The sequence below is a fragment of the Candidatus Methanoprimaticola sp. MG2 genome (assembly GCF_047501175.1).
Lineage (GTDB): Archaea > Thermoplasmatota > Thermoplasmata > Methanomassiliicoccales > Methanomethylophilaceae > Methanoprimaticola.
Genome location: NZ_JBEQWH010000013.1, coordinates 1 through 13566, shown reverse-complemented (window position 1 = coordinate 13566; position 13566 = coordinate 1). Strand labels below are relative to the sequence as shown.

Genomic DNA, 13566 nt, shown 5'->3' with positions numbered 1-13566 from the left:
TCAGCTCGCGTATTCCGCATTGATGCGCACGTAGTCATATGTCAGGTCGCATCCCCAGCCGGTGACCTCCTCGTCGCCGACCCCGAGGTCCACGAGGATGGACACCTCCTTGTTGTCCATGGCCATGCGGACGACCTCCACGGAACGCTCGTCCTGGAAGACGGGGGCCCCGGAATCCAGGATGGGGACCTCCATGTCCCCTCCCTTGATCGTGAGGCGGATGTTCTCGTGATCGAACTTGGCACCGCTGTTCCCGACGGCCATCATGAGACGCCCGTAGTTCGGGTCGGACCCGAAGATGGCGGACTTGACCAGCGGCGAGTTGGTTATGGCCTTGACCACGCTGACCGCGTCATCGCGGGTCTCGGCCCCGGACACCTTCACCTCGATGAGCTTGGACGCCCCCTCCCCGTCCATCGCGATGGTGCGGGCGATCTTCGTCATCACGGTGCGGAGGGCGGCCTCGAACTCGGGGTCGTGATCGGCGGGCTTGCTCTTGGAGAGCCCGTTGGCGAGCAGTATCGCCGTGTCGTTGGTGGACTGGTCACCGTCGACGGAGACCATGTTCATGGTGTCGTCCAGGATGGACTGCCACACCTCCGCGAAGTCCGGTCCCAGCGTGGCATCGGTCGTGATGAGCGACAGCGTCGTGCCGTGGAGGACCTGCATGTGCGGGGAGATCATGCCGCTCCCCTTCGATATGGCGGCGACGTAGATCAGCGTCCCGTCGGAGAGACGTGCGCGCACGGCGCACTCCTTCGGGATGGTGTCGGTGGTCATGATCGCCTCGCGGATGGACTGGTCGGACGTCGGACCGACGTCCAGCGAACGTGCCGCACGGGATATGCCGTAGCGGATCTTGTGCATGTCCAGGAAACGGCCTATGAGCCCCGTCGACATGACGCCGACGGTCTTCGGGTCCAGATTGAGCTCCTGTGCGACGGACTGCTTCATCGCATGCACGTCCTCGATCCCGCGGTGCCCGGTCAGGGCATTGGCGTTCCCGCTGTTGACGACGACGGCCTGCAGCTGAGGGGAGTTCTCCTCCATCATCACCTGCACCGGCGCGGCCTTCACGTTGTTGCTGGTGAACGCGCAGTATGCGGTCGCGGGGACCTCGGAATACAGCAGCCCCATGTCCAGGGAACGGTACTTGACACCGCTGTGCACTCCTGCAGCCTTGAATCCCTGGGGGGTGGTTATGCCACCGTCGATTATCTCTACCATGTTATCACACTCCGAGGCCGGGGAAATCGAGTCCGGCCGACTCTTTCAACTTGAGCATCAGATTCATGCACTGGACCGCCTGTCCGGACGCGCCCTTGACCAGGTTGTCCACCGCTCCGAAGGCCAGCGCCTTGTCGCCGATCACGCGGGACGCGACCTCGGCATGGTTGGATCCGGCGATCTCGCTCATGGACGGCTCCTTGACGTAATGGACGAACGGCTCCTTGCCGTACTGTCTCTCGAACACCGCGTCGAGCTCCTCCTGGGACGTCTCCTTCCTGAGGTCGAAGTAGCAGTCCGACAGGATGCCGCGCACGATCGGGACCAGATGCGGTATGAACGTGAGCCTCATGTCCGACCCGGCGAACATGTCGACCGCCATCTCCACCTCCGGGGTGTGACGGTGGGTGCCGACGCTGTACGGTATGATCGAATCCGAACAGAACGCGTGATGCGTCCTTGCGGAGGGGTTCATGCCGGCCCCGGACGTACCGGACTTCGCGTCCACTATGACGGAGTCCCCCACCAGCCCCGACTTCATCAGCGGGGCGCAGGCCAGGATCATCGACGTCGCGTAGCACCCTGGATTGGCGACCAGGTCCGCCCCGTAGATCTCGTCACGGAACAGCTCGGGAAGCCCGTACACCGCATTGCGGAGGTTCTCGACATCGGTGTGATGATGACCGTACCACTTCTCGTAGACATCCACGTCCTTGAGACGGTAGTCCCCGGAGAGGTCTATGACCTTGATGCCCTGCTCCAGGAGCTTCGGCACCTCGCTCATGGCGACACCGTGCGGTGTGGCGACGAACACCAGGTCCAGGCCCTCGGTGTCGGAGATCTTCTCGGTGAACTCGAGGTCGACGTAGTTCCTCAGGTAGGGGTGCGCCTCTGCCACGGGCCTGCCGGCATTCTGCCGGGAGGTCATGGCACGGATCTCGACGTCGGGATGCCTGCACAGCAGACGCGCCAGTTCGCCGCCCGTGTATCCCGTTCCTCCGATTATGCCGATGCCTGTCATAGGTTACGCTCCATGTATGTTCCATGATTACATGTGAACGCGAGTTAAAGCTATTGTTCGAAATGAGACACATCTTGTCCCGACCGTTTCCAGCAAAACGCTTTGGCGGTTGGGAGACCCCCACGTTCACCCTGGGAACTCCGTATTCCGAGGGTCGGGAACCGACAAACAGGGCCCGTGTGTGAACACCCCTACACGATGTGACCGATTACAGACACAACCTGCTCCGAACAGTGTCGCGACCTTTATTATCAGGAAGTCGGTAAAGGCATCCGATAAACATGGTAGCAGACATCAAAGCGGACTGCTCCGCCGACAAGAAAGGAAGGGACAAGGTCGTCCTCGCATACTCCGGAGGCCTCGACACATCCGTCGCCATCCACTGGCTCCAGGACAAGTACAACGTCGATGTCATCGCCATCGCACTGAACCTGGGACAGCCCCCCAGCTCCGACGACATCGTCGCCCGCGCCCTCAGGAACGGAGCGATAAAGGCGGACTTCATCGACGTCCGCGACGAGTTCGTCGACGAGTATGTGTGGCCGTCCCTGAAGGCCAACGCCCTGTACCAGAACGTCTACCCTCTGAGCACCGCCATCGGAAGGCCCCTCATCGCGAAGAAGCTCGTCGAGATCGCACAGCAGGAGGGCGCCAAGTACATCGCCCACGGCTGCACCGGAAAGGGGAACGACCAGGTCAGGTTCGATGTCGGGATCGTCACGCAGGACCCCGACCTACAGGTCATCGCCCCCATGCGCGAGTGGCACACCACCCGCGAGGAGGAGATCGACTATGCCAAGCAGCACGGCATCGAGATCATCGTGAAGAAGGAGACCCCCTACTCCAGGGACGAGAACCTCTGGGGAGCGTCCTGCGAGTGCGGTATCCTCGAGGACCCCTGGGCGGAGCCCCCCAAGGACGCGTGGGAGAACACTGTCGACCCCCTCGACGCACCCGACAAGCCCACATACGTGGAGATCGGATTCGAGAAGGGAGTCCCCGTGTCGCTCGACGGCGTGAAGATGTCCGGGGTCGAACTCATAAACAAGCTGGACAAGGTCGCCGGGGAGAACGGCGTCGGAAGGATCGACCACGTCGAGGACCGTCTCGTCGGGATCAAGAGCCGCGAGATATACGAGTGCCCCGCCGCAGTGACCCTCATCGCGGCCCACCGCGCCATCGAGGGACTCACCATGCCCAAGGACGTCATAGAGTTCAAGCGCGGGATCGAGCAGAAGTACTCCCAGATCGTCTACGACGGACTCTGGTTCGGCGGGCTCAGGGAGCCCCTCGACGCGTTCATCGACTCCACCCAGGAGTACGTCACCGGGACCGTCAGGATGAAGCTGTACAAGGGGCAGGCGATCGTCGTCGGCCGCAAGTCGCCCAACTCCCTCTACGACGAGGGACTGAGCACATACGCGTCCGGGGACAGCTTCGACCACACCTCCGCCGTCGGGTTCATCTACGTATGGGGGCTTCCCGGAAGGACCGTCACAAAGGCCCGTGCCGAGAAGAAGTGATCCGCATGAAGCAGGCCCTCTGGTCAGGCAGGTTCGAGAACGGGATGGACGATTCCACCCTGGCGTTCACCTGTAGCCTGGATACGGACTCCCGCATGGCGTTCTACGACGTCATGGGGTCCATCGCCCACGTCAGGATGCTCAAGGCCCGCGGGATCATACCCGCCGACGACGCCGACAGGATCGAGGCGGGACTGAAGGAGATCCTCACGAGTGTCGAGGACGGGACGTTCCAGTTCGACCGCTCCCGCGAGGACGTCCACACCTGCATAGAGTTCGCCCTGACCGAGAACATCGGTCCCGCAGGCGGGAAGCTGCACACGGCCAGGAGCAGGAACGACCAGGTCGCGACGGACTTCCGCATGTATCTGAGGGATGCCGCCCTCCATGCCGCGGAGGCCGCGAACGGCCTGATGATGGCCCTGGTGCGCATAGCCGAGGACAACGGAGACACCGTGATGCCGGGATTCACCCACATGCAGCACGCCCAACCCGTCACGCTGGCACAGCACATGCTGGCCCACGCGTTCAAGTTCTCCCGCGATGCGGACCGCTTCCTGGACGCTTTCAGGAGGATGGACAAGTGTCCCCTCGGGTCCGCCGCCCTGGCGGGGACCACCTTCCCCATCGACCGCGGCATGACGTCCGAGGCCCTGGGATTCAGGGAGCCGACCGAGAACTCCATGGACTCGGTCAGCGACAGGGATTTCGCGACGGAGCTGGCATACTGCTGCGCCCAGACCCAGATCCATCTGTCGTCGCTCTGCGAGGAGCTCGTGCTGTGGTCGTCCCAGGAGTTCTCGTTCATCGAGATGGACGACCGCTACACCACGGGGTCCTCCATCATGCCCCAGAAGAAGAACCCAGACATCGCGGAGCTCGTCCGCGGGAAGACCGGACAGGTCATCGGATCGCTCACCGCGATGCTCGTGATGACCAAGGGGCTCCCGCTCACGTACAACCGCGACCTCCAGGAGGACAAGGCACCCGTGATGGACGCGATGGACATCGTCATCTCCAGCGCGGGGATGATGGCCAAGGTCGTGTCGACGACGACATTCCACAAGGACAGGATGATGTCTGTGACCGCTGCGGGACAGATCAACGCCACGGACCTTGCGGACTACCTCGTGACCAAGGACATCCCGTTCAGGGAAGCTCACGGCATCGTCGGGGCCGCCGTCAGGAAAAGCATCGACACCGGAGTGAACCTCGAGGACATGACTCTGGAGCAGCTGAGGGAGTTCTCCCCCCTGATCGAGGAGGATGTCTACCAGTACATACCCGTCATGAGGTGTGTCGAGAGGCGCAACTCCTATGGCGGGACTTCGCCCGCATCCACCGATGCGCAGATCGCCAGGGCCGTGGAGCAGATGATGCTCCGCGACGAGACGATCCGTCAGGAGAAGCAGCTCATACAGAACTGCTGGAAGACGCTCCTGGAGTGACCATAAACGCCCCCGGAAGGGGGCAATTACCTCCTTCTGCCTGTCCTCAGACAGATCTTCTGATGCTTCGTATGCGGATTGTCCGGATACAGATAGTCCACGAGTCCCGCATCCAACAATTCCCCCATGCATCTGCGGAAGGTCGCCGTGATACGGGAGTAGCCCAATCTACGGGATATCTCGGAGGATGACATGCAGCCATTGAGCCTGAGTTGCTCGATTATCTGGTCCTTGATCTCATCGGCCGTACGGATCGTTTTCTCCGAGACCTCCGGTTGCTTGAATTCGGACCCCTTGTCTTCCGAACCATTGATGAAATCGGGATGGATCGGGATCTTGACCAGGAACAGACGACGTCCCTGGTCCGTGTGGAATGTGATGTCCGGGGACCCGTTGGCTCTCGTATCCTTTATCATACGGGGAATGCCGCTGTTACGGGCCTCGGCGAGATCCAATTCCTTCAAGAAGTCCCCCAATCTACTATTGCGGTAATATCCGCAGGAGAAATCGTTCCTTGCCATCGCCTCATCGGTGATGCTGTAGTCGGGTCCAGGGAAGTTCTGGATCTCGATCCTGTCCGTGAACACATCGATCTTCACAGGCTCCTCGATCTGATAGTCCCTGTGGAAATACGCGTTCACGACCGCTTCCTTCAGGACGTCATAGCTGTAATTGTAATAGTTCTCGGTTTCCAGTTGACCAGGTCTCTTGTTGATCCTTCCGATGATGACCTCCGACTGCAGGAACCTCATGGTCTGGGCGATCTGATCCCACACGGTGCCCGTGAAGGTCCTGGTCTCCATCTGTTCGGAATAGTCCGGACCTTTGATCGTGACCTGGGAGTAGGTCTTCGGAAAGAATTTCTCGGGTGTCTGACAGAACATCATCAACCCAACGTTCACGGGTCTGATGTTCTCCGGAGGGCCTCTCACTATCCTCAGGTCCTGATAGATCCTCAACGGGTCCCTCTCGACGATGTCCAAACGACTGTTCATCTTCGAAACGTATTCGACGACCGCCAACCGGGAGATATCCCCGAAGGATGCGACATCATTCGTCATGTTGTCGAAAGATGCCTTACTGGACCTTTGGATGAGATCCACTTCCTCATCATGGTTGGCCTGTACGGTATTTGATAGCCTTCTGATGAAGTACGCCCTGCCTCTGTCCTTGACATCCTTCCCAATCACGATAGGACAGCTATAAGGGCGGTTCTCCCCAGGAGGGATCCACAGGATACAAAGCGTCACACCTTTGAAGGTCTCCTGAGACAAATGGGGGAAATACCTTGGACGAAGATGGTTACATAGCTCCGTCAATTCCCTGTCTATCGTGACGATATCTGCGGGAGACAGGCCTGGAAACGCCACCGGCACCCCGTCCACCTCTTTGACACCGATGACGATGTATCCTCCTCCGACGTTTTCTATGTCATTGGCAAATGCACATATGGTGCGAAGGATCCTCTCCGGGTTCCAGCCTTCCTTGTATTCCACACGACTGTTTTCGATGATACCGTCGTTTAGAATTTTTTCGATGGATATCGGAGTTATTCCCAATGCCATGTATGCTTAATGAGAATGCTCGTACAAATATTGTTTTATCTTGTGCTTGTGCTTATGCTTATGCTCTTGTTCAATTAATCCTTGTAATTTTATTATATATTGATTTATAATTATTTATATAATAAAAATATAAAACGTGCTTGTGCTTGTGCTTGTGCTTGTGCTTGTGCTTGTGCTTGTGCTTGTGCTTGATAGAAAGACCTTGTCGGGAAAACCCCGACAAGGCAACTGGTTTCAACGGTGGGTGAACACCATGGTGATGCCATCGGCATCCTTCTTCTCGATCCTGGCGAACCCTATCCTCTCGAGCTGGACGGTGTCGCTCTTCTCGGAGACGATCGAGCTCTCGACAAGACCGTTCTGGACCTCGCCGTCGGGCATCAGCAGCTTCGCCTTGACGGCATCCGCCCCGACCCACTGGATGGCCTTCGTACCATGTCTCAGGACGGACACGTCGTTCCCGGCATACTTGGCGGGAAGCCCGTAATCGATGTTGCACAGGTCCTTGAGACGGACCTTCTTGGAATCGTAGAACATCTTGGAATCCTCGGCCGCCAGGAACACCGTCCTGGGGGCTTCCAGCCTGTATGTCCTGTCCCCCCTCTCGGGATGGTCCGGGTGCAACGGGGCGCTCCCTTCGATGATGTCGATGCCGTCGATGTCGTAACGGACCGGATCTGCCACGAAGAAGAACCTGTCCGAGACGGGATCGATGATATCCCTGTTCATGCTGTACAGCCCGTCCCAGGAGAACTGGATGTCGACGCTCTTCATCCCGGCCTCCACCCAGTAGCGCCTGAGCGCCTCCGGCCTGATACCACGCCTCTCCAGCGCACGGACGGTCCCCGTACGGACATCGTCCCATCCGGAATACTCCCCGTCGCGGATCTCCTGCTTGATGATCGAGGTCTTCAGCACGGTGTCCGGGATGTTCACCAGCCCGTAGTGGAAGTACTCGGGCTTCTTCCATCCGAAGTAGTCGAATATGTACTCCTGACGGTGGGTGTTGTTCAGGTGGTCCTTCCCGCGGATGACGTGGGTCATACCCATCTCGTGGTCGTCGATGGCAACGGAGAGGTTCATCATCGGATACGCGATGTATTTGTCACCGGTCTTGGGATGGGGCGTCCTGACGAGACGGAGGGCGACGAAGTCCCTCACGGCAGGATTGGGATGCTTCAGGTCCGTCTTCACGACGACGACGGCATCCCCGTCGGCGTATCCTCCGGCTAGGAACTTGTCGTACCTCTCCAGCTGGTCCTCCACGGGAAGGTCGTGACAGGGGCACGGCATCCCCTTCTCCTTCAGCTCCCTCCAGTGGTCGGCGTTGCATGTGCACACATATGCATGGCCGTCCTCGAGCAGCTTCCTGGTGTAATCGTAGTACAGGGGGAAGCGGTCTGATTGGATGTATGTCCTGTTGCACTTGACGCCGAGCCACTCGAGGTCCTCCGGGATCATATCGTACGCATCGGGGTCGATCTTCTCCGGGTTGGTGTCCTCGAATCTCAGGACGAGGTCCCCTCCGTAGCGTTTGACGTACTCGTCGTTCAGTATGGACACGCGCGTGTGCCCGATGTGCAGCGGCCCGGATGGACCGGGGGCGATGCGCATGACGACCTTCCCATCGACGTTCTTGAGCTCCGGGAGCTCGTACTTGCGCTCCTTCTTCTCCTTGACGAGAAGGGAAGAGTCCATCTCCTGAAGGGCCTTCGTCTGTGCCTCCAGGCCCATGGCGTTGACCTCCTCCGTGATGGAGTTGATGAGAGGCGTGATCTCGCCTGCCCTGGCGCGAAGCTCGGGGCATCCTCCCAGGACCTTCCCGACGACGGCCTTGGGGTTGGCCTTCCCTTTGAAGAAGACAGCGTTCTGGAGGGCGAACTTCCTGATCGTGTCCTCGATCTGATCTGACATGACAGCCCCATCGGAGAGGCGGTATTAATGCTTTGAAGGAGGACGGTTGAAAAGGGTCCCTCGTCCGACGATCGGACGAGACCCAGACAGAGTGTCGGGTCAGGGGACGGACGGCCCCCTGACCGATCGGGACATCAGGCGACTATCCTGGCCTTCCTCCTGGCGAACTCGTTCTTGAGCTCATCGGCGGTGGCAGGCTCGCGCCCCATCTCCCTGAGACGCTCTATCACGTAATCGGCACACCTGTGCCCGTCCTCGATGTCCATGCTGCACTGTGCCACTCCTGCGAGCTGGCTCTGTGCGGGTATGATGGACGTCACGACATTGGCTCCGGCATCGAGACGGGTCCTCATCCCGGCGATGCCCTCCACGTCCAGGGTGGCCGGTATGAGGACATCGTGGCGCAGAAGCCTCATCGCCGCGAGACACAGGAGCTCGTTGACCGAATCGACGGTGCCCGACTGCTCCATGGGGGTCCCTTCCTGGGGGACGAACGTCATGGCGCGGACCTGGTCACATCCCAGCGCGATCATCTCGCGTATCGCATGGACACGGTCCTCGACGGTCTCGCCGATGCCGACCATCATGCCATCCTCCGCCAGCATGCCGTTCTGCATCGCCCAGACCTTCTGGTTGCGCCTGTAGTCGAAGTCCTGGGCGAGACGGCGGTCCGCGAAGAGCTGCCTGTTGTACGTCTCCTGGTAGCAGGCCATGATGTCCGCCCCGGCATCCCTCATCCTCGGGAAGTCCTCCTGGGGGACCGCTCCGGGAGAAGCCATTATGGAGAGCCCGACCTCATCGCGTATGGTGGACACCAGGTCCAGGAAGTTCTCATAGTTGTTCTTGATCATGAACGGGTCCTCGCCCATGGTCAGGTCCGCAAGGTTGATGCCCGCCTTCTTTATCCCTTTGGCCAGGTCCACGATCTCGTCCTTGGTCTTACGGTATCTGTCGATCCCGTTGCTCTTACGGTAGTAGCAGAAGGAGCACTCGTTCCTGCAGTAGGTCGAGAAGTATACGAACCCATAGAGGAACGTCTTCTTTCCGAACTCGCGGTCACGGACCCTGCGTGCTGCCTCGAAGACCGCATCACGGTCCTCTCCCTCGGCAGTGATCAAAGCTGCAAGCTCCACATCCGTGGCCTCGCCTCCGGAGGCCAGTCTTTCCGCGATTTCCGATACGTCCACAATCTCACCTGGATTCGATGAGATGTCAGCATAATATGGTTATAAAAAAGTGCCCGCATCCAACCCGTATGCCACCGATCTCATCATCCGGGCGGATAGGTCCGGACTCCCGCTCCCCATGCAGGGGATCCGGATGTCCCGGCGCAATGGGACGATGTTCCGTACTATGTGGAATATGCATCCAACCAATCGAGGTCCAATTGAAATACGGAACCGCAGGTCGGCATCGTGTGTACCGGCGGCCAAGAGATCCGGGCGGATAGGTCGTACGGGCACACCATGACCAATACGGACCATCCCGTCGCATGCTCTCCACGTTTCCTTAACGTTCTGCACAGTGTGCCACAGACCCGTCCATCTCTGACAAACTCTAAATCATGACCGTCTCGTACGAACGGACATGGTTCTGATCCTGGACTACAAGAAAAACGGTTCCGGCAGCATGCTCTCCGACTCCGACGTTTTCTACCTGCTGGACTATCTGTCGGATGGGAAGACGGTAGGCAGGTCCAGGATCTCTACCTACCTCGGCATAGGCGAGGGCAGTACCCGCAGCCTGCTGAACATCCTGCTGGACTACGACCTCGTGAAGATACGGCAGAGAGGGGTGTCGCTGAACAGGAACGGGACGGAGTTCCTCTCCGCACTGGGCATGAGGGCGGTGTGCATGTCCGTACCGACCTTCGTCCTCGGCAGGTATCAGCAGGGGGTCGTCATCAGCGAGGCCTCGGAGAAGGTCTTCAACGGGATAGACCAGAGGAATGCCGGCATAAGGGCCGGGGGAGACGGATGCACCACGTGGGTGATGGAGGACGGACGCCTGATCATGCTGCCGAACTGGGACATGGACGTCCATAAGCCGAAAGTGTCCGAGAACATACGCAAGCTGACATCGATGGTGGACGGGGACGTCCTGATCGTGGGCGGAGGGGAGACGAAGCACGTGGCCATGGCCGCGGCAGGGGATGCGGCCCTCCAGCTCATCCGATGTCGAGTGCATTGCCATCCGATCAAGTGGATGCCGACACATGCCCGGACTCCCGGTTCACAACCTTGGAAGATAGTCGATGTTCTGTGCTTCCTTGATCGTCCGGATCACATTGAACACCGGAAGGCCCAACGCGGACGCTATCTGGATGCATCCCTCCCCCGCTTCATAACGGGACAGCACCCACTTTCTCTTGACCTCCGGGGCATCCTCCTCGACCAGTTCCTTGAAGAACATCCCTGGGACCTCGTCCCACCTGTTGGATTTGCAATTGGGGCAACGGGACGGCCCTCCGACCTTCCTGGATATCCAATTGTAGTTGCACACGTTGCATCTGCACTCCAACATCGGTTTGTTCCAGGCATATGAACCGCATTTGGGACACTTCATCGGCTCACCGCCTCTGCTCATCCACCGATAACCGCATCTCCTGCACTTCAGAAGATCACTGTCATCATCCGCGGTCGTGACCTTGAAACCGCTGTTACAGAAGGGACAATTGCATATGCCGTCCCTGTCCATCTTGACCTCCACGATGCCAACCGCCCTGTGGTCCGATCCGATTGCATGCTCATCCAGTGTCTGAAGAGCGTTGTGCACTGTGTTGGACATATCATCCAATATCAATTATTGTTTCTAATATGTTGTTATGGAAAAAAGTGGTAACTTATGTAATATGACCTCGAACAATGTGTAGAATCCTCGTAATTAAGGTCATTTTACAGAAAAAACATCGACGATAGTGACTGAACGGGTCCTCGGTGAATATCGTATCGTCCACGATGATGCCGGAATTTGAATAAGCGTCCATTATCCTGTCGAAGGCCTGCCGGACATCGCCCTCGTCCTTGAACAGATGTCTGGCTATCGCTTCCGTCCCCATGCCCGTGAAATGCAATGCGAGGATCTCCGCATCATCGAAGGTCAGGGACAGCCTCTTCCTGAAATAATCGATGGTCTGCACATAATCGTCCTTATGCCGGACCATATCGTTCGCGAGCGACGAGAACTCGTCCTTCAGCTCGCCGTTGTTCACACGCCTGATCAGATCCCCGATGGTCAGGTCCAATTGCCTCAGTACCTCTTGAATGTACATGCACGAGACCGGGATGTCATCATCCCACAGGTATACGCATCCATAGCCGTTCTCTACCACATATGTCAGGAACATGCTCTCGGACGACCATAGACGCATGGATGTCGTCTCGATCCTGTCGTGATAGCTTACCTGGAGCCCACATCTAGGGCATGATATCGTCCCGCCATCCCTTGTGTACCACTTGGAGCCACATCCCTTACAGACGATGAGCATCGTCTCGGGACGGGTCCTGACACCGGAGTATTGTGGAACTCCATCCCCGGAGTTTGTTACCACGGCCATAGGCTCGTTCCACTTCCGGCTCTTACATCTGGGACACATGGATGCGGCATCGTCCGACCGCGTAGGCCTCATCCTCCATGCATGCCCGCACCTCTGACAGCGCACGGCCATGGAAGGACGGTCCCACACCCGGGACTGGCACAGAGGGCACTTCGACGGATGCCGAGACTGGTTCCTCCACACATATCCGCATTGCTGACACATAATGCGTTCCGCCTTTGGAAGGTTCCACCCGGTCGAACGACAGAGTGGACAGCTTTTGGGAAGGGCACTCCCTCTACGGACCCAATCATAATCGCATTGGTTGCAATGCAGGTTCCGATCCGAATCTGGCTCGTTCTGCCTCCGCCCACAGGACGGACATGAATACTCCAACGACTCCATCCTGAATTCATTGCCGCAGAATCTGCAGATACGGACGCGTCTCTCCGGAACGTCCCATCTTGATGAATGACACCGAGGACATCTCCGAGGTGTCGAATCGGCCCTCGTCGTCCAGAAATGCCCACATCTGTAGCAGTATGCCGATGGACGATCATCTGTCACCTCACCATTCATCATACCCTCCGCATGCACCCTCATACGAACCGACATATGCGTCGATTCCATGAATGTTATGGATGGATGTATCAGCCAATTTATAAATATAGAACCTCCCATGTACTTCCGAGGTCGTCACGGAACACCTGATATTGCCATGTCCCGACAATCACCTGCTTGGGTTCCAGAATGCTCATAATCCAATCCTCCTTTTGGAAGCGGCGACCTCTCCATCGATCCGATGCAACGTAAGGCCGTGATCCCGCTGACATCAAGTTTCGCAGATCACAACGATGGGACCGCGTACGGCGGGAAGCACACCGCGTCTTCCCCGACTCCCAGACCCTTGGTGCGCGGAATGTAGACGATGCCTGAGGATCAACATGCCCTTGTTCACACGTGGCCGCACTCGACTCCCCGAGGACCATCTCCCGGATGCGCGATGCTTCCAGTGCGACCCAACAGTCGACTCAGACGCCATATGAGACGCCGATCCGGCCGAGACCGATCTGACGTGACAGGATAGGCCCGGACATCATATTCCGGACCCTATGATGGTTGGATGTATCAGCCAATCTATAAATACGGAATCATCCATGTACTCTCGAGGCCGTCAGGGAACGCTTACAAGGATGCCTTTCCAAACAATCGCCTGCTAGAGTTCCGAAACGCTCAACGATCCAATCTCCTTTGGAAAACGACGGCCTCTCCTCCGACATCGCGAACACCCGTACGGCCGACGGACCGCCCCCTCATTGGGACGGTCCGGAGG

9 protein-coding genes are annotated in these 13566 nt (G+C 58.4%); 3 read left to right on the top strand and 6 right to left on the bottom strand.

All coding sequences use genetic code 11. From position 1 onward, the window contains the following. On the bottom strand, nt 1-1227 hold the full coding sequence (gene argJ, locus V5D86_RS08775; RefSeq protein WP_414596309.1) for a bifunctional ornithine acetyltransferase/N-acetylglutamate synthase: 1227 nt from the start codon (nt 1225-1227) through the stop codon (nt 1-3). Nucleotides 1228-1231: 4 nt separating this feature from the next. Next, a complete protein-coding gene (gene argC, locus V5D86_RS08770) occupies nt 1232-2248 on the bottom strand; it encodes an N-acetyl-gamma-glutamyl-phosphate reductase (protein WP_414596308.1) in 1017 nt (338 codons plus the stop codon). 281 nt (nt 2249-2529) lie between these two features. Here argC and V5D86_RS08765 point away from each other — a divergent pair, with 281 nt between their 5' ends. Next, nucleotides 2530-3771 carry an argininosuccinate synthase gene (locus tag V5D86_RS08765; protein ID WP_414596307.1) on the top strand — a complete coding sequence of 414 codons (1242 nt, stop codon included), beginning with the start codon at nt 2530-2532 and terminating at the stop codon, nt 3769-3771. A 5-nt stretch (nt 3772-3776) separates the two neighbouring features. Further along, on the top strand, nt 3777-5219 hold the full coding sequence (gene argH, locus V5D86_RS08760; protein ID WP_414596306.1) for an argininosuccinate lyase: 1443 nt from the start codon (nt 3777-3779) through the stop codon (nt 5217-5219). A gap of 26 nt (nt 5220-5245) precedes the next feature. Here the strand turns inward: argH and V5D86_RS08755 are convergent, their stop codons facing one another. The 3 genes from V5D86_RS08755 to pylB form a co-directional block, all read right to left on the bottom strand. Next, nucleotides 5246-6784 (bottom strand): RNA-binding domain-containing protein, encoded by a 1539-nt coding sequence (locus tag V5D86_RS08755; RefSeq protein ID WP_414596305.1) that lies wholly within the window; start codon nt 6782-6784, stop codon nt 5246-5248. Nucleotides 6785-7018: 234 nt separating this feature from the next. Beyond that, nucleotides 7019-8686 (bottom strand): glutamate--tRNA ligase, encoded by a 1668-nt coding sequence (locus V5D86_RS08750; protein ID WP_414596327.1) that lies wholly within the window; start codon nt 8684-8686, stop codon nt 7019-7021. Nucleotides 8687-8832: 146 nt separating this feature from the next. Beyond that, a complete protein-coding gene (pylB, locus tag V5D86_RS08745) occupies nt 8833-9885 on the bottom strand; it encodes a methylornithine synthase PylB (protein ID WP_414596304.1) in 1053 nt (350 codons plus the stop codon). Between the two features lie 400 nt (nt 9886-10285). Between pylB and V5D86_RS08740 the strand changes: the two genes are divergently transcribed. Beyond that, complete coding sequence (locus V5D86_RS08740; RefSeq protein ID WP_414596303.1) at nt 10286-11242, top strand: DUF4443 domain-containing protein; 957 nt, start codon at nt 10286-10288, stop codon at nt 11240-11242. Between the two features lie 298 nt (nt 11243-11540). Here V5D86_RS08740 and V5D86_RS08735 read toward each other — a convergent pair whose 3' ends face one another. Further along, nucleotides 11541-12254: a hypothetical protein gene (locus V5D86_RS08735; protein WP_414596302.1), complete on the bottom strand. Its 714-nt coding sequence runs from the start codon at nt 12252-12254 to the stop codon at nt 11541-11543. Nucleotides 12255-13566: the final 1312 nt, after the last annotated feature.

Bases quoted from the DNA above. Each gene is read 5' to 3' on its own strand.
- argJ (WP_414596309.1), bottom strand. From the start codon at position 1,227: ATGGTAGAGATAATCGACGGTGGCATAACCACCCCCCAGGGATTCAAG.
- argC (WP_414596308.1), bottom strand. From the start codon at position 2,248: ATGACAGGCATCGGCATAATCGGAGGAACGGGATACACGGGCGGCGAA.
- V5D86_RS08765 (WP_414596307.1), top strand. From the start codon at position 2,530: ATGGTAGCAGACATCAAAGCGGACTGCTCCGCCGACAAGAAAGGAAGG.
- argH (WP_414596306.1), top strand. From the start codon at position 3,777: ATGAAGCAGGCCCTCTGGTCAGGCAGGTTCGAGAACGGGATGGACGAT.
- V5D86_RS08755 (WP_414596305.1), bottom strand. From the start codon at position 6,784: ATGGCATTGGGAATAACTCCGATATCCATCGAAAAAATTCTAAACGAC.
- V5D86_RS08740 (WP_414596303.1), top strand. From the start codon at position 10,286: ATGGTTCTGATCCTGGACTACAAGAAAAACGGTTCCGGCAGCATGCTC.
- V5D86_RS08735 (WP_414596302.1), bottom strand. From the start codon at position 12,254: ATGGCCGTGGTAACAAACTCCGGGGATGGAGTTCCACAATACTCCGGT.